Below are 22870 nucleotides of genomic sequence, written 5' to 3'. Positions count from 1 at the left end.
ATCCGTCCGGGCCGCAGCAGATGGGTAAACGCGTTCACTGTGGCGATCGCAAGCGCGGCGGAGCCGGGCGCAGCGGGTCGCCACCATCGGGCCGAGCCGATCGCAAGCGCGGCGAAGCCGGGCGCAGCGGGTCGGCATCGACCGGCGCCGCGAACCGCCCGGCGAACGCACGTAGCGGCAAGTCGGCGCTGGTGACGATGCCCGGCAGTGCGCCGACCACTGCGCGGATGGCGTTGAGCGCGGGCATCCCGGTGACCGTCATGCCGATCGCCGCGACCGACTCCGGGCTCGAGAAGTCGGTGCCCGCCTTGGGCAGGATCAGATGCTTGCTATAGATGCACGGGTCGCCCTGGATCTTGGTGATGTAGCAACCTTGAATATCCCAGTGCGGCTTGGTGTGTGGTGTCATCTGCCATTCCAGGTGCAGCTCCACTCTCGGCACTTCGCCGCTCGTGCCGACGTACTGGAACGCTGCACCGCCCACTGAGCCGGCGGGCAGCGAGTACCACCCGAGATCGACGTCCTTGGTACAGGCAGCGAGCTGGTAGTAGAACGTGACCTCGTCCAGTGCGATGTCGAGGCAGTCGGCCATCATCCGCACGCCGTCTTCGAACACCCGGGTGCCCAGCTCCAGCAGACGCGGCACCTCGGGATCGTCGACGGGGCGGCCGAATCCGCAGTTGGCCCAGGTCGGCGCCGAGTGGTGACACGAGACGTCCACGGATTCGATGCAGGTGACGTTTTCGATGTCGGCGACGTCGGCGCTGTGCACGATCGTCAGGATCTGCGCGAGCCCGGGGTTCATGCCGGTGCCGTAGAACGTCGAGTTCCCGCGCAGGCAGGCGGCCTGCAGCACTTCGGATTCGCTGCGGCCGTCGGGAAACCGGTGGTTGGTGTTGCGATGATGGCCGGTAACCCAGTCCGCGGTCGTGACGATATTGATGCCGGCCTGCAGCACTCGCTCGTACAGCTCGAGGTCCGGCCACACTCCATGGAAGGTCACGCAGTCCGGTGCAGCGGCGATGATCTCGTCCACCGTTCCCGTGGCCGCGACACCGATCGGGCCGATGCCGGCTATTTCGCCCGCGTCGCGGCCCACCTTGTCGGGTGAATAGCAGTGCAGCCCTATGAGTTCCAGGTCAGGGTGGCGGGCGATCCGTTTGATCATCTCGCTGCCCACGTTCCCGGAGGCCACCTGGAACACCCGTACCGGCTGAGTCACGGTGGCTACCTGTCGGCGTCGGTAAAGCGGATGACGCCGCGAATGTTCTTGCCGTCCAGCATGTCTTGGTAACCGTCGTTGATCTGCTCGAGCTTGTACTGCCGGGTGATCATGTCGTCGAGGTTGAGTTTGCCCGCTTTGTACATCGACAGCAGCTGGGGGATGTCGTATTGCGGGTTCCCGCCGCCGAAGATGGTGCCCTGCAGATTCTTTTGCATCAGGGTCAGCATCGCGAGGTTAAGCGTCACGTCGGTGTCCAGCAGGCTGCCGATGGCGGTCAGCACGCAGGTGCCGCCCTTGGCGGTGATGTTGATGTAGCTATCGATGTCGGCTCCCTTGAGCTCGCCGACGGTGACGATCACCTTCTTGGCCATCAGACCGTAGGTCACCTCGGCGATGCCCATCAGCGCGGCCTCCATGTCCGGATAAACGTGGGTGGCACCGAATTTGAGTGCCTGGTCGCGCTTCCATTCGACTGGCTCGACGACGAAGATGTAGCGCGCGCCGGCGTTGACCGCGCCCTGCAGCGCCGCCATGCCGACCCCACCCACGCCGACGATCGCGACGTCGTCACCGGGCCGGATGTCTGCGGCGCGGGTGGCCGAACCGTAGCCCGTCGTTACACCGCAGCCGACCAGGCAGGCCACCTCGAACGGCACCGACGGGTCGATCTTCACCACCGAGCTTTCGTGGACCACCATGTAAGGCGAGAAGGTGCCCAGCAGGGTCATCGGGTAGACGTTTTGGCCGCGGGCCTGGATGCGGAACGTGCCGTCGGACACTGCAGCCCCGTTGAGCAGCCCGGCGCCCAGATCACACAGGTTGCGCATACCCGCCTGGCACGAAGGACATTTGCCGCACGACGGGATGAACGACAACACCACATGATCGCCCTCGGCGAAATCCTCAACACCTGGGCCCACTTCGGTGACGATGCCGGCGCCTTCGTGCCCGCCCAGCACCGGAAAGCCCGCCATCGGGATGCCGCCGGTCACCAGATGGTGGTCGGAGTGGCACATACCCGCGGCCTCCATCTGGATCTTGACCTCGTGCTTTTGCGGATCGCCGATCTCGATTTCCTCGACCGACCATGGCTGGTTGAACTCCCAGATCAGCGCGCCCTTTGTCTTCACGTGAACCTCCCGCCGTGACTTGGCTCCGAGCCTGCGTCGAAGCGACCGATTAGGTGAGCCTACGTGTCGAGTTGTGGCTGGTGAGTGCTGGATCACATTTACCGGCCAGGCACTGCGCCGGAGCTGATAGCTCGCAGCCCTGCAGCGGGCGGCTTGCGGCAAACCAGTCGATCGCCGCGACAAAAGTCACCACAGAGGTACCGGAGCCTTTCCGAGCGGGTAGTAGCCGGGCACCTTCTCACCGGCCATACCGCGTTCGATGCGCTTATGCATGCCCGCCGACAGCTTGCCTGCCTTGATCAGATCCATGTAGAGCGCCGAGACGTGCCCGAAGTCGAAGAAGTCGCGCTGCCAGTTCCATTTGCCGCCACCGGCATAGCGGAACCAGCTGCCGCCGATGCCGTACACCTCCTGCTCGGTGCCGTCGGCGTCGGTTGCGACCTGCTTCCAGAACCCCACCACTTCGCCGATCTTGTCGTCGATCACGACGCGCTGGTACGGGTAGCGCCACCCCTGCAAGCCTTCCATTTCCTGGCCCAGCGCGATGTCGCGGATCTCGTCGATGCCGACGCACATCACGTCCTCCTTCGGCCCGATGTTCCATCCGTAGGTGGCATCGTCGGTGTAGAAGTCGGCGAGAATGCGCCAGTCACCGGTTCTTTCGGCCTCCCGGTTGGCCTCCAGCCAGCGCTGCACGACGTCCTCGAGTTCCTGGCGTAGGAATCCGGGCATGGTCACTCTCCTGTCTCGTGGATCGACAGCGCCTGAGTGGGACAGGCCCACACCGCTTGCTCGATTTGTTTCCTGGCCTCGTCGGGCGGCTCGTTGTCGAGGATTTCGACCTGGCCGCGTTTGGGGACCCGAAAATAGTCGGGCGCCTCCAGCTCGCACATCGCGTGCCCCTGGCACAGATCCAAATCGGCTATCACCTTGTAACCCATCATCGACTCCCGCGGCGGCGGCGGTAGCGCACACGGGCCGGTTGGGCCAGCTGCACCACCATCTTGGAATGGTCGTTGCGATAGCTCTCCGACGGTTGCGTCATCTCGAACTCATACTCGCGCAACAGCACCGAGAAGATCGCCTTGATCTGCATGGTGGCGAACGCGGCGCCCACGCAGCGATGCCGACCGGCACCGAAGGGAATCCAGGTCCACCGGTTGATCAGGTCTTCCTGACGCGGCTCGTCGTATCGTTCCGGCACGAAGTCGTCGGGCTCCGGGAAGTCCCCGGGGATGCGGTTGGAGACTGCCGGTGACGCTGCCACCAAGTCGCCAGCATGGATGGGAAAGCCTTTTACCTCGAATTCGCCTTTGGCTACCCGCATCAGGATGATCAGCGGCGGGTGCAGCCGCAGCGTCTCCTTGAGCACGTTCTCAAGCCGCGGAATCTGGCGCAAGGCATGGAAATTCACCGGTTGACCGTCGGCATAGAGCTCGTCGAGTTCCTTGATCACCCCTGCGTAGACCTCGGGATGGCGCATCAACTCGATCAGCGTCCATGCGGCAGTGCCCGAGCTGGTGTGATGCCCGGCGAACATCATCGAGATGAACATGCCGGTGATCTCGTCAGCCGAGAACCGGGGATTGCCCTCGTCGTCTTTGACAGTGATCAACACGTCGAGCATGTCACGATCACTCTTGTCGGCCGGCGGGTTGGCCGTCCGGTTGTCCATGATGTCTTGCACCAGCGCCACCAACGCTTTTCGGGCCTCGTCGCGGCGGCGGAAGCTCTCGATCGGCAGATAAGGATCGACATAGCACAACGGGTCGGTGCCGCGCTCGAGCTCGTGGTAGAGGCGCGCGAAGCGGTAATCGAGCTGGTCGCGGAACTTCTTGCCGATCAGGCACGCCGTCGACGTGTAGATGGTCAGCTCGGCGAAGAAGTCCAGCAGGTCGATCTCGCCGGTGTCGCCCCAACCGGCGATCATCCGGCGGACCTCGCGCTCGATGGTGGTGGCGTGACCCTTCATCTGTTCGCCGCGCAGTGCGGCGTTGTGCAGCATTTCTTTTCGCCGCTCGGGGCTGGCGTCGAACACTACCCCCTTGCCGAAGATCGGTGTCATGAACGGATACGCCTCGGCCTGGTCGAGGTCGTCGTCGCTGGCACGGAAGAAGAACTCGTTTGCTTCGGCGCCCGACAACAGCACGACCTGCTTGCCGGCCAACTGGAACCAGCCGACGTCGCCGCACTCGTCGCGGACGCGTCTCATCAGGCCGATGGGGTCGGTGCGGAACTCCTCAAGGTGCCCGTGTTCCTGGTGGCCGCCCGAGACCCGCGGAACCTCTTTCAGCTGTTGACTTGTCACGACTCCTCCGGGTACTTCAGTTGCTTGCGTTCGGCCGGCGCATTCGACAGCGGCGCCTCGGGTTGGATCTCCATCGACGTGATGAACCCGCCGCGCGGTGTTTCGGCGACGAACGCGATCGCCCTGGCCAGGTCGGACGGGCGCAGGAAGTAGTTGTGGCGGGCTTGCCCCCACTTGGCCCAATCCTCGAGCATTGGGCCGATCGATTCGGGCGGCAGGCTCCAGCCCATGCCGGTCTTGGTCGGGCCCGGATGCACGATCGAGGCGCGCACTCCGGTTCCTTCGAGTTCCATCTGCAGATTGGTGACCATGGCCACCAGCGCCGCCTTCGCCGCGCCGTAGGCGCCCATGTGCGGCCGCTGGCGCAGCGCGACGTCGGAACCGACGAAGATCAGGTCGCCGCGTTGGCGCTCCAGCATGCCCGGCAGCACCGCGGTGGCCAACCGGTTGGCACCGATGAGGTGGATCTGCACTTGGGATTCGAAGACGTCGGTGCTGATTTCGTGTAAGCGGCCGAAATAGGTATCTCCGGCACCAGTGACGAGTAGCTCGATGTCGCCGAGTTGCTCGGTGGCGCGGTGCACAAAGCCCTTGACCGACTCCGGATCGGTGACGTCGAGGTAGAGTGCGACCGCTTCGCCGCCTTGCGCGTGAATCTTGTCGACGATCTCCTCACACTTTTCGACCCGACGGGCTCCCAGCGCGACCGGGAAGCCCCGGGCGGCAAGTTCCACCGCGGTGGCTGCCCCGATGCCCGACGACGCACCGGCCACTATCGCAGGGCGGCGCTCAGGATGCGGTTCCAAACGCGGCATTCAGGCGACCTCCACGCTGATCGGCAGGTAAGCGAACCCGCGCACGTTGCTGGAATGCACTCGCACGGCGTTGTTTTCGTCCACCGCATAGCCGCGGATGCGCTTCAGCAGTTTTTCCAGCGCCACACGGCCTTCCATCCGCGCCAAATGCGCTCCCAGGCAGAAATGCGCGCCGCTGCCGAAACTGACTAGCTTCGAACCGATTTCGCGGCCGATGCGATACTCGTCGGCGTCGGGAAACACCCGGTCGTCGCGGTTGGCAGAGCCGGGCAACAGCAACACCACGTCACCTTCGGGGACAGTAGTGCCGTACATCGTGAGGTCGTGCGCGACGGTGCGGGCCAAGATTTGGCTGGAGGTGTCGTAGCGCAGCGTTTCTTCCACCCACAACGGAATTTTGGTGTGGTCGGCGAACACCTGCGTCAACTGATCAGGATTGCGCCCCGCCCAGTAGGCGGCGTTGCCCAGCAGCTTGGTGGTGGTCTCGTTGCCGGCGATCACCATCAGGAACAAGAACGCCAAGATCTCCTCGTCAGTAAGGCGGTCGCCGTCGACCTCGGCCTCCAGCAGCGCCGAAGTCAGGTTGTCGGCCCGGGTTTTCTTGAATTCGGCGATCAGCTGGGTGTAGTAGGCCATCAAATCGATCGACGCCTGCACCGCGCTCTGGGGCACGTCAGCCAGGCCCTCCTCGCGGTGCAGCACCCCGTCGGCCAACGCACGGATCCGGGGCCGGTCGGATTCGGGCACGCCCATCAGCTCGGAGATGACGTCCATCGGCAGCTTGCCGGCGAATTCGGCGATGAAGTCGAAACTTTCGGATTGCAAGGCGGCGTCGAGGTGGGTCCGGGCAAGTTCGCGAACCCGCGGCTCGAGTTCCCGTATTCGCCGCGGAGTGAAGCCCTTAGAGACCAGGGTGCGCAGCCGCAAATGTCCGGGGTCGTCCATCGCCAGAAACGACATCACCTTGTGCGCATCGGCACTGCGAGAAACCGGATCCAGCGAAACGCCGTACGCGTTCGACAGCGCGGTGCTGTTGCGAAATCCTTGCAGCACGTCGTGATGACGCGACAACGCCCAGAACTTCAGCTCGTGGTTGCGGTACAGCGGAGCCTCGTCGCGCAGCCGCCGGTAGTACGGGTACGGATCCTCGTGGAAGTCATAGTCGTAGGGGTCGAGCACCAGTTCGTCGGGGCGGTCGCCCACCTGTACGGTCATCGATTTTCTCCATTGGATTGCCCGGGCAGGATCATGCCGACCACGTAGGCGAGCCGGTCCGCGATCTGGTGGTAGGTGAAGGCTCCGCTGCCGGCCTGAACCAGCGCGCCGAAGAACGTCATCTCCAGTGCGGCTACGGTCCGCGGCTCGGCGTCGGGTCCGATGGCCGAGGTGATCCGGCGATGGATCTCGGCGCCGATCCGGTCGCGCACCTTGCGCACCGCTGGATCAGCGCCGCCTCCCAGCAGTGCGGTCGTGCAGGCGGCGGCGACCTCGGGTTCGTCGGCGACCACCAGCGCCAAGTGCCGCAACGCCTTGTCGACCCGGACCGGCATCGGCTCGTTGACGTCGGTGAAGTAGGGCACCTGACGCACCAAGTCCAGATACACCTCGGCGATCAGATGGTTCTTCGACGAGAAATAGGTGTAGGCGGTCGCCGGGGCCACTTTGGCCCGAGCGGCAACCGCACGCACCGTCAGGTCCGCGTAGGACTTCTCCCGCAGCGTTTCGATCCCGGCGGCCAGCACCTTGCGGAAGGTCTCCTCCTGGCGGCGGTTCCGCGGCGCGTCGCCGGGATGACCATCCGGCTGGGAAGTGATCGCGACCACTGCATCGCTGGACACCTGTCCAAGCTAACCGATATGTGCGCGGCGAAGCAAGTGGCGTCGGCTAAACCCGCAATAATCAGGACAGTCACCGATATGTTTGGCTTCGGACCTTGCACCGGCGCCAACCCGACGGCTATGGTTCGACTGGAGTATTCCGGACAACTGTCCATTATGTGGCGAGGCGGGAGCATGCGATGGCGTTATTGGCGGACGGCGTAAGTGCCCTACTCATCGACGGCAAACTGTCGGCCGGCAGCGGCGGAACGTTCCCGACCATCAATCCGGCGACCGAGGAAGTGCTCGGGGGCGCCGCCGACGCCAGTGCCGAGGACATGAGCCGCGCAATCGACGCGGCGCGGCGGGCTTTCGACGAAACCGACTGGTCCCGCAACACCGAGTTGCGAGTGCGGTGTGTGCGCCAGCTGCGTGAGGCGCTGCGCGAACACCTGGAGGAATTGCGGGAGCTGACGATAGCGGAGGTCGGCGCGCCGCGGATGCTCACCGCCAGCGCACAGCTCGAGGGACCAATCAACGACCTGGCGTTCTCCGCGGACACCGCCGAGACATACCAGTGGAACCAGGATCTCGGTGAGGCTGCGCCGCTGGGCATCCCGACCCGGCGCACCATCGCACGGGAAGCCGTCGGCGTGGTCGGGGCAATCACCCCGTGGAACTTTCCGCATCAGATCAACCTGGCCAAGCTGGGGCCGGCGCTGGCAGCGGGCAACACCGTGGTCCTCAAACCGGCACCTGACACACCGTGGTGTGCGGGAGCGCTCGCGGAGCTCATCGTCGAGCACACCGACTTTCCGCCGGGCGTGGTCAACATCGTCACGTCCAGCGATCACAGCTTGGGGGCGCTGTTGGCCAAAGATCCCCGGGTGGACATGATTTCGTTCACCGGGTCGACCGCCACCGGTCGCAGCGTGATGACCGATGCCGCGACCAACATCAAGAAGGTGTTCTTGGAGCTGGGCGGCAAGTCGGCGTTCGTGGTGCTCGACGACGCCGATATGGCGGGCGCATGCTCGGTGTCGGCGTTCGCGGCGTCCATGCACGCCGGGCAGGGCTGTGCGATCACTACCCGGCTGGTGGTGCCGCGGGCCCGCTACGACGAGGCGGTGGGGATTGCGGCCGCCACGATGGGCTCGATCAAACCGGGCGATCCCAACGATCCCGGCACGGTGTGCGGGCCGTTGATCTCGGCGCGGCAGCGTGATCGTGTGCAGGGGTATCTGGATTTGGCTGTGGCAGAAGGTGGTTCGTTCGCCTGCGGCGGCGGCCGGCCGGCGGACAAGGCGAGCGGGTTCTTCATCGAACCGACGGTGATCGTCGGGCTCACCAACGACGCCCGGCCCGCCCGCGAGGAGATTTTCGGTCCGGTGCTCACGGTGATCGCTCATGACGGCGACGACGATGCGGTGCGCATCGCCAACGACTCGCCATATGGGCTGTCGGGCACCGTCTACGGCGAGCCGGAGCGCGCCGCCAAGGTTGCGGCGCGGCTTCGGGTCGGCACCGTCAATGTCAACGGCGGCGTGTGGTACTCCGCCGACGCGCCGTTCGGCGGTTACAAGCAATCCGGCATCGGCCGCGAGATGGGGCTGGCCGGCTTCGAGGAGTACCTCGAGACCAAACTCGTTGCCACAGCGGTGTAAGTCGCGAGTGGCCAGTTATCACACGGTTTTTCGCCAAACGCGTGCAATAAGTGGCCACTCGGCGGAGAGGAAGACAATGCGATTCGACAACAAGGTGGCCATCGTCACCGGCGCGGCACAGGGCATCGGCCAGGCCTATGCTCAGGCGCTGGCCCGCGAAGGTGCCTCGGTGGTGGTCGCCGACATCAACGCCGACGCAGCCCAGGCGGCGGCCAAGCAGATCGTCGCCGACGGCGGCAAGGCCATCCACATGCCGGTCGACGTCTCTGACCCGGAGTCGGCCAAGGCGATGGCCGACGCTACGGTCGCGGAGTTCGGCGGCATCGACTATCTGGTCAACAACGCCGCCATCTACGGCGGCATGAAACTCGACCTGCTGCTGACTGTGCCCTGGGATTACTACAAGAAGTTCATGAGCGTCAACCTCGACGGCGCACTGGTCTGCACCCGCGCGGTGTACAAGAAGATGGCCAAACGCGGCGGCGGCGCGATTGTCAACCAATCCTCGACGGCGGCCTGGCTGTATTCGAATTTCTACGGCCTGGCCAAGGTCGGCATCAACGGGTTGACCCAGCAGTTGTCCCGCGAGCTCGGCGGTATGAACATCCGCATCAACGCGATTGCGCCGGGCCCGATCGACACCGAAGCCACCAAAACCGTCACGCCCGGCGACATCGTCAACGACATGGTTAAGCAGATTCCATTGTCGCGCATGGGCACGCCTGAAGATCTGGTCGGCATGTGTCTTTTCCTGCTGTCCGATCAGGCGTCCTGGATCACCGGCCAGATCTTCAACGTCGACGGCGGACAGATCATCCGGTCATGAGCCAACATCCGAAGCTGGGCTACATCGGGCTGGGCAACATGGGTGCGCCGATGGCGCGGCGGCTCGTCGAATGGCCCGGTGGGCTAACGGTTTTCGACGTGCGCACCGAAGCCATGACGCCGCTGGCCGAAGCCGGCGCCCTGCTGGGCGACAGCGTCGCCGACGTTGCCAGCGCCGACATCATCAGCGTCACTGTGCTCGACGATGCCCAGGTGCGCGACGTTGTCGCCGAACTGGCGGCCAACGCAAAGCCGGGCACCGTGATCGCGATCCACTCCACGATCAGCGACACCACGGCGGTCGAATTGGCCAACGAGCTGAAACCGCAAGGCCTTCACATCGTCGACGCACCAGTCAGTGGCGGCGGCGGTGCCGCCGAAAAGGGCGAGTTGGCCACCATGGTGGGCGCCGAGCGGGAAGTCTACGAGCGCATCAAGCCGGCATTCAAACAGTGGGCGTCACTGGTCATCCACGCCGGCGGGCCGGGTGCCGGAACGCGGATGAAGCTGGCGCGCAATATGTTGACGTTCACCTCGTACGCCGCCGCCTGTGAAGCCATGAAACTGGCCGAGGCTGCCGGGCTGGACCTGCAGGCGCTTGGTCGGGTAGTGCGCCACACCGATGCGCTTACCGGCGGTCCCGGGGCGATCATGGTGCGAGACGACATGAAACCACTTGAGCCCGACCATTTCTTGTATCAGCCGTTCCTGCACACCCGCGAGCTGGGGGAAAAGGATTTGAGCCTGGCGTTGGAGCTGGGTGAGGCGCTGTCGGTGGAGCTGCCATTGGCCAAAGTGGCGTTGCAGCGGCTGGCGGACGGGCTTGGCTTACCGCACACGACGTCGTCGAATTGATTGGAGACGCGATGGACGAACTGCGCCGCAAGGGCCTCGAAAAAATGAACGAGGTCTACGCCTGGGAGATGCCGGACATGCCGGGTGAGTACTTCGCGCTGACCGTCGATCATCTCTTCGGGCGCATCTGGACCCGGCCGGGGTTGTCCATGCGCGACAAGCGGCTGATGACGTTGTCGGTTGTTACCGCGCTCGGACTGCAGGACTTGTCGGAGGTGCAGGTCAACGCTGCGCTGCAGAACGGCGAGTTGACCGAGGACGAACTGCGCGAGGTGGCGATATTCCTGACCCATTACGTCGGCTTCCCGCTCGGCTCGGGGCTCAACGGCGTGATCGAACGCGTCATGGCTAAACGCAAGAAGGCCGCCGCCGAAGGAACCGCTAACGACAAGAAGGCCAACGTCAACGCGGCGGTCCAGATGCACACCGGCAAGTCGCTGGATTAACGTCGACCGTCGCCCACCGCTGTGCCGACCCAACGAAGCAGGTAGTTGCGCAAGTTCTCTCCGCGTCGGGGCGGCCGGCCGGGATCGATGACGAACGACTGGACGATGCGCAGCAAGTGCTCGGCCAGATCAGCCAGGTCGTCGTCGGTCAAACCCGCTGCGGCCCAGTCGACGTCCAACCGGCGCAACAATGAGTTGCGAATTGCAGGGCTACGCCGGACGTGACGTCCGGGGTGAACGCGTTACCGCGGTCGGGCGCCAGCAGCAGACTGATGTGTTTGTCGGCGGGCAACCACTCCAGGGTGGTATCGCTTCGGTGACCGCTTCCACAGGATCGGTGATCCCCGACAAGTGCGTAGCCAACCGGTCGAGAAAGCCAGTCGCCGCGCGGGTTGCCGCCGCCAGGAGTAGGGCGTCGGTGCTGGGGAAGTACCGGTAGACCGTCTGCCGGGTGACTCCCAGCGCGCGCGCCACGTCGGCGATGCTGAAGTCGGCACCGCGGCCGTCGATTGCGTTACTGGCCGCGGCCAGGATCCGGGCGACGGCCTCGTCGTCAGTGGCCGGCGCTGCACCGGCCCACCCGTGGTACGCACGCCGCCTTGTAGAGCTCCCGCTGGTCGGGATAGTCGGAAAATGCGTTGATGCCGTGCGTCACGGCATTGCGGGTGGTCTCGTTCCCCGCGACGGCCAGCAAGATGACGAAGAACGCGAACTCGGTGTCACCCAGCGATTCGCCGTCAACGTCGGCCTGGACCAGCCTGGTCACAATGTCGTCGGCCGGACAACGGCGACGCTCCTCAGCCATGGTGTAGGCGTAGCCCATCAGCTCCGCATTGGCCGTCGTGGGATCGCTGTCGTAGTCGGGGTCGTCGGTGTTCATGACGGAATTGGTCCAGGCGAACAGCTTTGCGCGGTCGGCCTCCGGAACGCCAATGAGGTCGGCGATCGCCAGCAGCGGCAGCTTCATCGCGATGTCGTCGACGAAGTTGCCGGTTGCCTTCTCGGCCGCGGTGCGCACGATTTCATGGCCCGGGGTCGCTGTCAGGCCGATAGGGTGACGTCGTGCGCGTCCTGGTGATCGGCTCCGGTGCCCGTGAACATGCCCTGCTGTTGGCTCTGCACAAAGATCCGCAGGTCGAGGCGCTCGCCGTCGCTCCGGGCAACGCCGGCACCGCGCTGATCGCCGAGCAGCACCGTGTGGACGTCACCTCAGGCGACCAGGTCGCCGCGCTGGCGCGGCGGGTGCGGGCCGATCTGGTGGTGATCGGCCCGGAGATACCCCTGGTGCTCGGCGTCGCCGACGCTGTGCGCGAGACCGGCATCGTGTGCTTCGGCCCCTCCAAGGAGGCCGCCCGGATCGAAGGCTCGAAGGCATTTGCCAAGGAGGTGATGGCCGCGGCCGGGGTGCGCACCGCTTCCAGTGAGATCGTGGACAATCCTGCGCATTTGGATGCGGCCCTGAGCCGGTTCGGGGTGGCCGCGGGTGATCCCGCCTGGGTGGTGAAAGACGACCGGCTGGCGGCCGGCAAGGGTGTGGTCGTGACACCCGACCGCGAGGTCGCGCGCGCGCATGCGGCCGGACTGCTGGAGGCCGGTCATCCTGTGCTGTTGGAGTCCTACCTCGAAGGACCCGAGGTTTCGTTGTTCAGCGTGGTCGACGGCCCCACCGTGGTCCCGATGCTGGCCGCGCAGGACTTCAAGCGGGTCGGCGACGGCGACACCGGACCCAACACCGGCGGCATGGGCGCCTACGCGCCACTGCCCTGGCTACCGCCCGACGTCTACCGCGAGATGGTCACCAAGATCGTCGAACCTATTGCCGCCGAACTGGCCCGGCGCGGCAGCTCGTTTTGCGGACTGCTCTACACCGGTCTTGCGATCACCTCCAAAGGGCCGGCGGTGGTCGAATTCAACTGCCGATTCGGTGATCCCGAAACCCAGTCGGTGCTGGCGTTGCTGGAATCGCCACTGGGCCAACTGCTTTACGCGGCTGCCACCGGCGAGTTGGCGAACTTCGGAGATTTGCGCTGGCGCGACGGTGCAGCGGTGACGGTGGTGCTGGCAGCCGAAAACTACCCGGGTCGCCCACGGCTCGGCGACGTGGTCGTGGGGTCCGAGGCTGACGGTGTGTTGCACGCCGGAACGGCCCGCCGCGACGACGGTGCGATCGTATCCGCCGGTGGTCGGGTGCTCTCGGTGGTGGGCACGGGCGCCGACCTACCCGCGGCGCGCAAGGCGGCGTATGACATTCTCGGCTCGATTCGCTTGCCTGGCGGGCACTTTCGCCGTGACATCGCCCTGCTGGCTGCCGAGGGAAAGATCCACGTCTAGTCGACGACGCACCGAAGCAGACCCGACTGTCCCATCCGTCACAGGTGACTCGCCGCAAAGAGGGTGACCATTTTGCCCACTAGAAACCCGCGGCGTGGCCGTCTCGGCGGGGGTCGCTAACCGCAAGGTAGCCGTCATCGAGCCGCCAAATCGCCTGGCAGCTGCCGAACTGGTTGTAGTCGTCCACCGTCACCAGGTCGTGACCGCGCCGCGTCAGCTCGTCGAGAGTTGACTGCGGAAAACCGTGTTCGCAGCAGACCTGCATGCCCTGCACCCAGCGGAACCGGGGACCGTCGCAGGCCGTCTGCGGATTCTGGCCGTGGTCGACGATGCGAACCATCACCTGCACGTGGCCTTGAGGCTGCATGGGGCCGCCCATCACCCCGAAGCTCATCACCGGCGCGCCGTCTTTGGTGACAAAAGCCGGGATGATGGTATGGTAAGGCCGCTTATTGGGGCCCACTTGATTCGGATGGCCTTGTGCCGCGACAAAGTTCGCGCCGCGGTTTTGCAATGCAATCCCCGTGCCCGGCACCACCACACCGGAGCCGAATCCCATGTAGTTCGACTGGATCATCGACACCATCACGCCGGAGGCGTCAGCCGCGGTGAGATGCACGGTGCCCCCGCGCGGAGTTCCTGCAGACGCCGGCTTGGCCCGCTTCGGGTCGATCAGTGTTGCCCGTTGCTTGAGGTATTCCGGGTTGAGCAGGTGCTGTGGACGTAGCGGCATGTGGTCGATGTCGGCGACGTACGCGTGCGCGTCGGCAAAAGCCAGTTTGAGTGCTTCGATCTGCAGATGCACACTGTCTGCGGAATCTGCTGGGGCAGAATCCATCTCGAGATTTTCGAGAATGCCTAGGGCGATCAAGGCGACGATTCCCTGGCCGTTGGGCGGGATTTCGTGGATGGTGTAGCCACGGTAGGCAATGCTGATTGTGTCGACCCAGTCGGCGCGATAAGCGGCGAGGTCGCTGGCCCGCATGACAGCGCCATTGGCCGCCGCGTGCGCCTCCAGTCGCGCCGAAAGGTCTCCGCGATAAAACGCCGCGCCGTCGGTGGCGGCGATTTTCTCAAGCGTGGCCGCGTGGTCTGGAAACGTGACGAGCTCGCCGGCCCTCGGCGCCCGACCGTCGGGCATGAATACGTCGGCGAACCCCGGCTGCTCCTTGAACAGCGGCACCTGATCGACCCACTGCGCAGCGACCGTCGGCGAGACCAGAAAACCATTGCGGGCGTGGGTGATTGCAGGCTCGAAGAGCCCTGCAAAGGGGAGCCGGCCGAACTTGGCGTGCAGTTCCACCCAAGCCGACACTGCGCCGGGCACAGTGACCGAGTTCCAGCCAAGCGCCGGAACACCGTTGTCGCCGAAGTACTCCGGTGTCCACAACGCCGGGGATCGGCCCGACGCGTTGAGTCCGTGCAGGCGGTGGCCATCCCAGACGATGGCGAAGGCGTCTGAGCCGATCCCGTTGGAAACCGGTTCCACCACCGTAAGAGTGATAGCGGCGGCAACGGCCGCGTCGACCGCGCCGCCACCTTCGGCGAGCATCCGCAGTCCAGCTTGCGCGGCAAGAGGTTGTGACGTGCATACAACGTTGCGGGCGAGCACGGGCTTTCGCGGCCAGCCATACGGAAAGTCCCAACCAAAGGGCGCGGTCACTGTCGGAACCGTTCGGCCACTGCGCGGCGATCCACCGAACCCTTCGCCGTGTGCGGCAACTCGTCCGTCACCTGAAAACTGGCGGGCACCTCGAAGGGCGCAAGCCGCTGCCGAGAGAACGCGTCCAGTTCGTCCACGCTCACAGGACCGGAGGAACTGGGCACCACCACCGCCGCGACTGTCTCCCCGTAGAGCGGATCGGCGACGCCGTACACGGCTGCTTCGGCGACGTTCGGGTGGCTGGAGAGCACCGCCTCCACACGCTCCGGCGATATCTTCTCGCCGGCCCGGTTGATCAGCTCCTTGATCCGGCCGCGAAGCGTCAGCTCTCCCGCCTCCGACAGCGACCCCAGGTCGCCGGTGTGCAGCCAGCCGTCGGTGAAGGTCTGGGCCGTTGCGGCCGGATTGGCAAGGTAGCCGCGCACCACCGTGCGGCCGCGCAGCCAAACCTCCCCGACGGCCTCCGGCGGGCATGTCCGGCCATCGTCGCCGACGATCCGGATGTCGGCACCGCTGGACCGGCCGACCAGGCCCGTCGTCACAGTCTGGTCGTCTCTCGTGCTCGTCACTTGGTGCGTGGCCTCGGTCATGCCGTATGCGCTGAACACGGGTGCGGAAAATTCCATGCGCAACGCCTGCGCGGTCTCGGCACTGAGCGCCGCACTGCAGCTGCGAACAAACCGAAGTTGCACACGTTCGCGCGGACGGTCAATTGCGTTGCGCTCCAAAAGAATCTGGTGAATTGTCGGCACCGCAGTGAACCAGGTGGCTCCGGCGGAGCGGACGTCGTCCCAGAAGGTGTGCGCGGAAAACCGCCCGGCAGCGGGAATCAGCACCGTGCCGCCAGACGCCAGGGTCGACAGCAGCGCGGCAATCAGCCCGTGACCGTGGAACAGCGGCATCACCGCGACGGTCGCATCCTGCGGGCCAAGCCCGCAGGTGGTGATGACGCCGCGGACCGAGCAGGCAATGTTGTCCTGCGTCCAGGGCACCATCTTCGGCGACCCGGTGGTGCCGCCGGTGAACATGATCATCGCGTCGTCGGGCCGCAATCCCTCGGGTGCGGCGATGGTCGGGGATAGCGCCGCGGCGGTGTCGAGATGCACCCCGCTGTCGCTCAGCGAGACGGGCCAAGAGGGGAACGGCGACTCTTTGGTGTCGACGGCGGCGACCAAGACAACCCGCGCTGCCGCCGCCGTGATCCTGGCATGCTGTTCGGCGACTGGGAGCCCGGGATCCAGCGGGATCACCACAAGGCGCGCAAGGGATCCCGCCAACAACCCGACGACGAACTCGGCGCTGCTGTGGGCCCGCAGCGCCACCCGGTCGCCGGGCCGCAGTCCACAGCGCGCCAGCTTGCCGGCGAGTTCGTCGACCAGCCCGAGCAGGCCACGATAGGTGATCGGGATGCGATCGGCGGTGACGACAAGCGCCCGCGCATCCGGGTGGCGACTTGCCGCCGCCTGCAGCAGATCAATGATGCGCGGGCTTGAGGTTTCGGCGGTGGAAGTCATCGATCACACGCTAGTCGTTTGCCCGAATGCAACAGTGGAGCGATGACCACGCACTCTACATCGGCCGAATTGACCGACGGCTTCCATTTGCTTGTCGACGCGCTCAAGCTCAATGGGGTCGAGACGATCTACGGGCTCGTGGGTATCCCGATCACCGACCTGGCCCGCCTCGCGCAGGCATCTGGAATCCGCTTCATCGGCTTCCGGCACGAAACCTCCGCCGGCAATGCCGCGGCCGCCGCCGGATTTCTCACCGGACGGCCGGGCATCTCCTTGACGGTGTCGGCGCCCGGATTCCTCAACGGCCTCGTCGCGCTGGCGAACGCCACCACAAACTGCTTCCCGATGATTCAGATCTCCGGATCGAGCGAACGAGAGCTGGTCGACCTGCAACGCGGGGACTACGAGGAACTCGACCAACTCAATGCGGCTCGACCGTTCGCAAAAGCGGCATACCGCATCGCCCGGGCGGAATACATCGGGCTGGGCGTTGCCCGCGCGATTCGCACCGCCGCTTCCGGTCGGCCGGGTGGCGTTTACCTTGACATCCCCGGCGCGGTGCTGGCCCAGGCTATCGACGCTGCCACCACCGCCGAAACCCTCTGGCGCGTGCTCGATCCCGCTCCCCGGCAACTTCCGGCGCCTGAGGCAGTCGATCGCGCCTTGGGGCTGCTCGCACAGGCCCAGCGACCGCTGATCGTGCTCGGCAAAGGTGCCGCATACGCCCAGGCGGATAACATGATTCGGCGATTCGTAGAGACCACCGGGATTCCGTTTCTGCCGATGTCGATGGCCAAGGGTCTGCTGCCCGATAGCCACCCGCAGTCTGTTGCCGCCGCGCGCTCGCTGGCGCTGGCCCGCGCTGACGTCGTCATGCTGGTCGGTGCCCGGTTGAACTGGCTTTTGGGCCACGGCGAGCCGCCAAGATGGTCCGCCGATGCGAAGTTCATCCAGGTCGATATCGAGGCCTCCGAATTCGACAGCAACCGACCGATCGCGGCGCCGCTGGCCGGCGACATCGGCTCGGTGATGGCGTCGCTGCTCGACCGCGTACAGGAGCAACCGATCGTCCCGCCGAACGCGTGGACCAGCGAGCTCGCCGAGCGCAGGGGCCACAACGACGCCGCAATGCGCAAGCGCCTGGCCGAAGATCCGCACCCAATGCGGTTTCACAACGCGCTACGCGCCATTCGCGACGTCCTGGCGCACCATCCGCAACTCTATGTGGTCAACGAAGGCGCCAACGCGTTGGACAGCGCCCGCAACGTCATCGACATGCAGCTCCCGCGACACCGACTCGACAGCGGAACATGGGGAGTCATGGGCATCGGCATGGGGTACGCCATCGCCGCGGCCGTCGAAACCGGACAACCGGTGGTCGCGATCGAGGGTGACAGCGCATTCGGCTTCAGCGCCATGGAATTCGAGACCATTTGCCGCTACCGACTGCCGATTACGGTCGTCGTACTCAACAACGGCGGCGTCTACCGCGGCGACGAGGCCCCGACAGCGGGGACCGACCCAGCACCCACCGTCCTTTGCGCCCACGCCCGTCATGAATTGATCGCAGAAGCGTTCGGCGGCAAGGGATATCACGTCACAACCTCGGCCGAGTTGCGGTCGGCGCTGGCCGACGCGGTGGCCTCCAACGCACCGGCGATCGTCGACTGCGAACTCGACCCCGCCGCAGGCACCGAAAGCGGGCACCTGACCAGCCTCAACCCGAAAAGCGCAGCCACGCCCCCGCCTGATCCCCGGTTATCGTCGCCACTACGGTAGTTGTTACTATTGCTGTTTCCAAGCCGTCTCGAGTGAAGGTTGAGGACATGCCCAAGCCCGTCATCGTGAGCGCCGTGCGGACCGCCATCGGGACATCGTTCAAAGGCTCGTTGGTCAACACGCCCGCGGAAGTGCTGGCAACCACCGTCCTGCAAGAAACGGTCCGGCGATCCGGGGTGGAGCCCGCCGCCGTCGACGACGTCATCTTCGCCGAGTCCCACTACGGCGGTGGCGATTTGGCGCGGTACGCCGCTGCGGCCTCGGAGCTGGTATCGGTGCCCGGGCAGGCGGTCAACCGGCATTGCGCGGGCAGCCTCACCGCGGTCGCCAACGCGGCAGCCCACATCGGCTGCGGTGTCGAGCGCGTGCTTGTGGCCGGGGGCGTGCAGTCACTGTCGACGGGGCCGCTGATGAACTGGCGCATCCCCGGGCCGAGCCTGGAGTTCGAGGAGCGCTGGATGCCGCCGTCGCATCCGGAAACACCAGACGCGCCGACCCGCGACATGTCCATCACCGTGGGCTGGAACACCGCCAAAGCGGTCGGAATCACCCGCGAAGAGATGGATGCGTGGGCGTTGCGGTCGCATCAGCGCGCAATTGCGGCTATCGATGCCGGCACGTTCGTCGACGAGATCGTGCCGCTGAAGATTCAAGGTCACGACGGGGCGCTGACCGAGTTCAGCGTCGACGAACATCCGCGCCGCTACACCAGCATGGAGAAGCTGGCGTCGCTGAAGGTTCTACATCCGGAGATCGAAGGGTTTTCCATCACCGCGGGCAACAGCAGCGGCACCAATGACGCCGCCGCAGCCCTGACCCTGACCGACGAGGAATTCACCCGTTCGGCGGGACTCACCGTGTTGGGCAGCGTCAAAACGTGGGCGGCGGTCGGCGTCGAACCGCGCGACACCGGGCTGGGAGCGGTCCTGGTGATCGGCAAGGTGCTGGATCGAGCCGGTTTGTCTGCCAACGACGTCACGCTGTGGGAGATCAACGAGGCGTTCGCTTCCGTGCCCATCGCCGCCTGTCGTGAGTACGGGCTCGACGAGGATCGGGTCAACGTCTACGGCAGCGGTTGCAGCCTGGGCCATCCCATCGCGGCCACCGGGGCGCGCATGCTCACCACGCTCGTACACGAACTGGGCCGCCGTGGCGGCGGCATCGGCGTAGCCGCGATGTGCGCCGGCGGCGGCCAAGGCGGAGCCGTCCTTATCGAGGTCTAGCCGGATGCCCGGCGCTTCGATTTCGCTTTGCTGCCAGGAGCTTTCGCATTTTTTTCGATGAGCCGGCTGGCGTTGTCAAGAATGCAGTTGAGGCCGTATTCGAAGTTGATGTCGTCGGCCACTCCGATGCGGTGGCCCTTTTGGGTCAGTTCGGCGATGAGCGGCATCGTGGCCGGGTCGATGACGCGCCCCGCGGTGTTAGGGCGCGGCGTCTCGCTGGCCGACTTTGCTTGCAGGCGTTCGAGGACCACCGAGCCGCGGGTGTGCACCGAGATCGAGGCGTAGGTGTCGAAAGCGTCCTCCGGCGACAGCCCCGCCTCAACCAGGGTGGCGACCGCCTTCTCCAGCTTCTGGAAAGCAGCCTGGGTGGCTTCTTTTCCGAAGCTTCCCCGGATGAGGATGAGATCGCAGAGGATCGGATTGTTGCGGAACGTCTGGCGCATCTTGTGGGCGTGGTCGTGCAACGACTCGCGCCAGTCCCGGCCTTCGACGAACGGGGTGGCGAAGTCGTACTGACCGAGCGCGCGGTCGGTCATCGCGTTGAGCAGGTCGTCCTTTTTGCGGAAGTACCAGTAGATGCTTGTCACACCGACGTCAAGGTGCTTGGCCAGCAGCGGCATGCTCAGGTTGTCGATCGACACCTGCTCGGCGACTTCGAAGGCGCCGTTGAGGATTTCGTCGACGCTGATGGATCCGCGTTCACGCCGCTGCCTTTTCTCGGCGACTGCCTGCTTAGCCAATTCGGGGAACCTCCTGAGGTTCTGCGCTACCCGGCGGGCGCACGTCAGCCGCTTATCGTATCAGCTATGGTAAGCCTTCTGGTAACGGCTGCCCTGCGGGGTCAGCGCAGCGGCAAACCGGTGATCGCCCTGCTCATGACCAGGCGTTGGATTTCGCTGGTGCCCTCGAAGATCGTGAAGATCTTGGCATCTCGGCGCATGCGCTCCACGGGGTATTCGCGGGTGTAGCCGTTGCCGCCGAGTATTTGCACCGCTTCGTCGGTGACGTACACCGCGGTCTCGCTGGCAACGAGTTTGGCCATCGAACCTTCTGCGGCGACGAACCGCTTGTTGTTGCGGGCCATCCACCCCGCCCGCCACACCAGCAGCCGCGACGCGTCGATCCGGGCCCTCATATCCGCCAGCTTGAATGCGATGGCCTGGAAATCGCCGATCTTCCGGCCGAACTGTTCGCGCTGTTGCGCGTATTCCAAGGCGTATTCGTAGGCCGCGCGTGCCACTCCCAACGCCATCGCGCCCACCGCCGGCCGGGTACGCTCGAACGTCGTCAGGGCCGCGTGGCCGCCGGCGCTCTTCCCTTCGCGCGCACGAGCAATACGTTCGTCGAATTTGTCCTTGCCGCCGACGATCAACCGGCCCGGGATCCGCACGTCCTCCAAAATCACCTCAGCGGTGTGTGAGGCGCGGATGCCGTGCTTGGAAAACTTCTGTCCCTGCCGGAATCCGGGCGTATCCGGCGGAATGATGAAGGTAGCCTGCCCGCGCGTACCCAACTCGGGATACACCGATGCGACCACGATGTGCACGTTGGCGATACCACCGTTGGTGGCCCAGGTTTTCGTGCCGTTGAGGACCCACTCGCCGCTCGCCTCGTCATAACGCGCGCGGGTCGCGATCGCGCCAACGTCGGAGCCCGCGTCTGGTTCCGACGAACAAAACGACGCCAGCTTTGGTTCGTCGACGGTGCCGAACATCTGCGGCAGAAACTCGGCGAGCTGCTCTTGAGTTCCGGTAGCGGCCAGCGACGCCGCGGCCAACCCGGTGCCCAGGATCGACAAGGCGATTCCCGCGTCACCCCAGAACATTTCCTCGAACACTGTCAGCATGCCCAGCCCGCTCGGTTCGGCCGCCTGGGTGGCGAACAGGTCGATCGAGTACAGGCCGACCTTGGCCGCTTCCTGGATGATCGGCCACGGGGTCTCTTCGCGTTCGTCCCATTCGGCGGCTGCCGGTCGCACCACATCGGCGGCGAACTCATGAACCCAGTCGCGAACATGGATCACGTCATCGGAGAGATCGAGCGAAAACGCCATCGCTGTTCCTTATCTGTCGTGGTGCTGGCCGGAGGCGGTTGCTCGCGGACGGTGTGGTGACCGAGCGCGCGGGGACGCCATGCAACCCTCTTAGTGAACAGTTGTACACCACCTTCGGTGCAGCTGACCACGCGGGTTCCTAGGCGACCAGCAACGGCGCGATCCAGCTGAGCTCGGCGGGCAGCTGGGAGCTCCAAAACGCGGCGTCGTGCCCACCGGGTGAGAAGCCGCCCGCCGGTGGGTTGGGTAGCTGGGCGACGAATTGCCGGGTCGCCGTGTAGAACGGGTCGCTGTTGCCGCAGTCCACTCGGATCGGGATCGAGGCCAGAGCTGGCTGGCCGAACACCGAATTGGCCGACCAGTCGTCGGCGCCGTCGAATGCGCCGGGTGCGGTGGCCCCCGGCGATAGCCACAGCGCAGGGCTCACCGCGCAGATGGCCGCGGTGCGCGCAGGTCCGAGCCGGCTGCCGAGTAGCAGGGCGCCGTAGCCGCCCATCGACCAGCCCAGGAACGCCACCAGCGCGGTGTCCAAGCCCTGCGTGGTGAGCATCGGAATGAGCTCGTTCAGCACCATGGCGCCCGAATCCTCGCCGGAACCCCTTTTGTGCCAATAGCTTCCCCCGCCGTCGACGGCGACCACCGCGAACGGCGGCAGGCCGGCTTTGACCGCTTGCGCGAGCCCCTGCTCGACGCCGCCGGCCATCACGGTGGCCGCATCTGAGCCCTTGCCGTGCAGCGCAATGACCGGCCGCAGCGGTTTGGTCTGGCCCGGCGGGCGGGCGATCGCCCAATTGGTTGGTATGCCGCCGCGCGCCGCTGACACAAAGGAGCCGGTGGCCATCGTCGGAGCCGCAGCCGGTGCGGGAGCTGGTTCCCGCGGTGCGGCCGGCGCCAGCGGAATGCCGGTGGCCGCCATCGACACCGGCGCGGCCAGCGAGGGCCGCGGACGCAGCTGCCCGCCGAGCGCATAATCGCCCACTGCTACGGCAGCCGCGCCGGCTCCCAGGCGCAGCACGCTACGACGGGACAAGTCGGGCATGCGGGCATCATAGGCGCCGCCGCTACTGCTCAGCGCATTGCTCTGCACCGCCGGCGACAGGCCAGCGCCAGGGCGTTTGTCCGAAAGGCCAATGCGCTACCTGGCTGGCTGGCAGCATGACGAGAGTGACCGCAGCTGTAACTCCCAAGGGAGAACGCCGGCGGTACGCGCTGGTCAGCGCGG

At 65.6% G+C, this 22870-nt stretch carries 19 protein-coding genes and 4 pseudogenes (1 of these 23 only partly in view); 8 read left to right on the top strand and 15 right to left on the bottom strand.

What is annotated here, in order from left to right; all coding sequences use genetic code 11:
* Positions 1-151: 151 nt before the first annotated feature.
* From ACFE99_RS01395 to ACFE99_RS01360, 8 genes and pseudogenes are all read right to left on the bottom strand, one after another.
* Positions 152-1222 (bottom strand): annotated as a pseudogene (locus ACFE99_RS01395) (dihydrodipicolinate reductase); the annotation flags it as partial.
* Positions 1223-1227: 5 nt separating this feature from the next.
* Positions 1228-2355 carry an NDMA-dependent alcohol dehydrogenase gene (locus ACFE99_RS01390; protein ID WP_375481701.1) on the bottom strand — a complete coding sequence of 376 codons (1128 nt, stop codon included), beginning with the start codon at positions 2353-2355 and terminating at the stop codon, positions 1228-1230.
* A gap of 186 nt (positions 2356-2541) precedes the next feature.
* Positions 2542-3087 (bottom strand): nuclear transport factor 2 family protein, encoded by a 546-nt coding sequence (locus tag ACFE99_RS01385; protein ID WP_375481698.1) that lies wholly within the window; start codon positions 3085-3087, stop codon positions 2542-2544.
* Between the two features lie 2 nt (positions 3088-3089).
* The gene (locus tag ACFE99_RS01380) at positions 3090-3296 is read right to left on the bottom strand and encodes a ferredoxin (RefSeq protein WP_375481696.1); all 207 of its coding nucleotides are present in this window, start codon (positions 3294-3296) and stop codon (positions 3090-3092) included.
* Positions 3296-4648, bottom strand: coding sequence for a cytochrome P450 (locus tag ACFE99_RS01375; protein ID WP_375481705.1), 1353 nt, complete (start codon positions 4646-4648; stop codon positions 3296-3298). Before ACFE99_RS01375 ends, ACFE99_RS01380 begins: the two co-directional genes overlap by 1 nt.
* A gap of 11 nt (positions 4649-4659) precedes the next feature.
* Positions 4660-5478, bottom strand: coding sequence for an SDR family oxidoreductase (locus ACFE99_RS01370; RefSeq protein ID WP_375481694.1), 819 nt, complete (start codon positions 5476-5478; stop codon positions 4660-4662).
* Positions 5479-6693, bottom strand: coding sequence for a cytochrome P450 (locus ACFE99_RS01365; protein WP_375481692.1), 1215 nt, complete (start codon positions 6691-6693; stop codon positions 5479-5481).
* On the bottom strand, positions 6690-7316 hold the full coding sequence (locus tag ACFE99_RS01360) for a TetR family transcriptional regulator (RefSeq protein ID WP_375481690.1): 627 nt from the start codon (positions 7314-7316) through the stop codon (positions 6690-6692). Before ACFE99_RS01360 ends, ACFE99_RS01365 begins: the two co-directional genes overlap by 4 nt.
* A 179-nt stretch (positions 7317-7495) precedes the next feature.
* Between ACFE99_RS01360 and ACFE99_RS01355 the strand changes: the two genes are divergently transcribed.
* The 4 genes from ACFE99_RS01355 to ACFE99_RS01340 all read left to right on the top strand — a co-directional run bounded on the left by ACFE99_RS01355 (position 7496) and on the right by ACFE99_RS01340 (position 11085).
* Positions 7496-8959: an aldehyde dehydrogenase gene (locus ACFE99_RS01355; protein ID WP_375481688.1), complete on the top strand. Its 1464-nt coding sequence runs from the start codon at positions 7496-7498 to the stop codon at positions 8957-8959.
* A 76-nt stretch (positions 8960-9035) separates the two neighbouring features.
* On the top strand, positions 9036-9785 hold the full coding sequence (locus ACFE99_RS01350) for an SDR family oxidoreductase (RefSeq protein ID WP_375481686.1): 750 nt from the start codon (positions 9036-9038) through the stop codon (positions 9783-9785).
* Positions 9782-10639, top strand: a complete 858-nt coding sequence (locus tag ACFE99_RS01345) for an NAD(P)-dependent oxidoreductase (protein ID WP_375481684.1) — start codon at positions 9782-9784, stop codon at positions 10637-10639. The genes ACFE99_RS01350 and ACFE99_RS01345 overlap by 4 nt, the downstream gene beginning before the upstream one ends.
* A gap of 11 nt (positions 10640-10650) precedes the next feature.
* The gene (locus ACFE99_RS01340; RefSeq protein WP_375481682.1) at positions 10651-11085 is read left to right on the top strand and encodes a carboxymuconolactone decarboxylase family protein; all 435 of its coding nucleotides are present in this window, start codon (positions 10651-10653) and stop codon (positions 11083-11085) included.
* Here the strand turns inward: ACFE99_RS01340 and ACFE99_RS01335 are convergent.
* A pseudogene (locus tag ACFE99_RS01335) lies at positions 11082-11709 on the bottom strand (TetR/AcrR family transcriptional regulator). The gene ACFE99_RS01340 and the pseudogene ACFE99_RS01335 overlap by 4 nt on opposite strands.
* Positions 11684-12124 (bottom strand): annotated as a pseudogene (locus ACFE99_RS01330) (steroid C27-monooxygenase); the annotation flags it as partial. The pseudogenes ACFE99_RS01335 and ACFE99_RS01330, both read right to left, overlap by 26 nt.
* A gap of 23 nt (positions 12125-12147) precedes the next feature.
* Here ACFE99_RS01330 and purD point away from each other — a divergent pair.
* Positions 12148-13416 (top strand): phosphoribosylamine--glycine ligase, encoded by a 1269-nt coding sequence (gene purD / locus ACFE99_RS01325; protein WP_375481680.1) that lies wholly within the window; start codon positions 12148-12150, stop codon positions 13414-13416.
* A gap of 79 nt (positions 13417-13495) precedes the next feature.
* Here the strand turns inward: purD and ACFE99_RS01320 are convergent, their stop codons facing one another.
* Both ACFE99_RS01320 and ACFE99_RS01315 read right to left on the bottom strand, forming a co-directional pair.
* Entirely contained in the window at positions 13496-15079 is a 1584-nt protein-coding gene (locus ACFE99_RS01320; RefSeq protein WP_375481678.1) for a gamma-glutamyltransferase family protein, read from the bottom strand.
* On the bottom strand, positions 15076-16593 hold the full coding sequence (locus tag ACFE99_RS01315) for a FadD7 family fatty acid--CoA ligase (RefSeq protein ID WP_375481676.1): 1518 nt from the start codon (positions 16591-16593) through the stop codon (positions 15076-15078). The genes ACFE99_RS01320 and ACFE99_RS01315 overlap by 4 nt, the downstream gene beginning before the upstream one ends.
* Positions 16594-16635: 42 nt before the next feature.
* Here ACFE99_RS01315 and oxc point away from each other — a divergent pair, with 42 nt between their 5' ends.
* Positions 16636-18372, top strand: coding sequence for an oxalyl-CoA decarboxylase (gene oxc / locus ACFE99_RS01310; protein WP_375481674.1), 1737 nt, complete (start codon positions 16636-16638; stop codon positions 18370-18372).
* A gap of 47 nt (positions 18373-18419) precedes the next feature.
* Positions 18420-19595: a thiolase family protein gene (locus ACFE99_RS01305; RefSeq protein ID WP_375481672.1), complete on the top strand. Its 1176-nt coding sequence runs from the start codon at positions 18420-18422 to the stop codon at positions 19593-19595.
* Here ACFE99_RS01305 and ACFE99_RS01300 read toward each other — a convergent pair.
* From ACFE99_RS01300 to ACFE99_RS01290, 3 genes are all read right to left on the bottom strand, one after another.
* The gene (locus tag ACFE99_RS01300) at positions 19592-20335 is read right to left on the bottom strand and encodes a TetR/AcrR family transcriptional regulator (RefSeq protein WP_375481670.1); all 744 of its coding nucleotides are present in this window, start codon (positions 20333-20335) and stop codon (positions 19592-19594) included. The two genes, ACFE99_RS01305 and ACFE99_RS01300, sit on opposite strands and share 4 nt — an antisense overlap.
* A 101-nt stretch (positions 20336-20436) precedes the next feature.
* The gene (locus ACFE99_RS01295; protein ID WP_375481668.1) at positions 20437-21648 is read right to left on the bottom strand and encodes an acyl-CoA dehydrogenase family protein; all 1212 of its coding nucleotides are present in this window, start codon (positions 21646-21648) and stop codon (positions 20437-20439) included.
* 139 nt (positions 21649-21787) lie between these two features.
* A complete protein-coding gene (locus ACFE99_RS01290) occupies positions 21788-22687 on the bottom strand; it encodes an alpha/beta hydrolase (RefSeq protein ID WP_375481666.1) in 900 nt (299 codons plus the stop codon).
* A gap of 116 nt (positions 22688-22803) precedes the next feature.
* On the opposite strand from ACFE99_RS01290, the pseudogene ACFE99_RS01285 reads away from it, so the two are divergent.
* A pseudogene (locus ACFE99_RS01285) lies at positions 22804-22870 on the top strand (TetR/AcrR family transcriptional regulator) (it continues 557 nt past the right edge of the window).

This window comes from uncultured Mycobacterium sp., assembly GCF_964249325.1.
In the GTDB taxonomy this organism is placed as follows: Bacteria; Actinomycetota; Actinomycetes; order Mycobacteriales; family Mycobacteriaceae; genus Mycobacterium.
This window is presented reverse-complemented; position numbering and strand designations above follow the sequence as displayed.

Bases quoted from the DNA above. Each gene is read 5' to 3' on its own strand.
- ACFE99_RS01305 (WP_375481672.1), top strand. From the start codon at position 18,420: ATGCCCAAGCCCGTCATCGTGAGCGCCGTGCGGACCGCCATCGGGACA.
- ACFE99_RS01385 (WP_375481698.1), bottom strand. From the start codon at position 3,087: ATGCCCGGATTCCTACGCCAGGAACTCGAGGACGTCGTGCAGCGCTGG.
- ACFE99_RS01365 (WP_375481692.1), bottom strand. From the start codon at position 6,693: ATGACCGTACAGGTGGGCGACCGCCCCGACGAACTGGTGCTCGACCCC.
- ACFE99_RS01315 (WP_375481676.1), bottom strand. From the start codon at position 16,593: ATGACTTCCACCGCCGAAACCTCAAGCCCGCGCATCATTGATCTGCTG.
- ACFE99_RS01355 (WP_375481688.1), top strand. From the start codon at position 7,496: ATGGCGTTATTGGCGGACGGCGTAAGTGCCCTACTCATCGACGGCAAA.
- ACFE99_RS01350 (WP_375481686.1), top strand. From the start codon at position 9,036: ATGCGATTCGACAACAAGGTGGCCATCGTCACCGGCGCGGCACAGGGC.
- ACFE99_RS01380 (WP_375481696.1), bottom strand. From the start codon at position 3,296: ATGGGTTACAAGGTGATAGCCGATTTGGATCTGTGCCAGGGGCACGCG.
- oxc (WP_375481674.1), top strand. From the start codon at position 16,636: ATGACCACGCACTCTACATCGGCCGAATTGACCGACGGCTTCCATTTG.
- ACFE99_RS01340 (WP_375481682.1), top strand. From the start codon at position 10,651: ATGGACGAACTGCGCCGCAAGGGCCTCGAAAAAATGAACGAGGTCTAC.
- ACFE99_RS01370 (WP_375481694.1), bottom strand. From the start codon at position 5,478: ATGCCGCGTTTGGAACCGCATCCTGAGCGCCGCCCTGCGATAGTGGCC.
- ACFE99_RS01290 (WP_375481666.1), bottom strand. From the start codon at position 22,687: ATGCCCGACTTGTCCCGTCGTAGCGTGCTGCGCCTGGGAGCCGGCGCG.
- ACFE99_RS01295 (WP_375481668.1), bottom strand. From the start codon at position 21,648: ATGGCGTTTTCGCTCGATCTCTCCGATGACGTGATCCATGTTCGCGAC.
- ACFE99_RS01345 (WP_375481684.1), top strand. From the start codon at position 9,782: ATGAGCCAACATCCGAAGCTGGGCTACATCGGGCTGGGCAACATGGGT.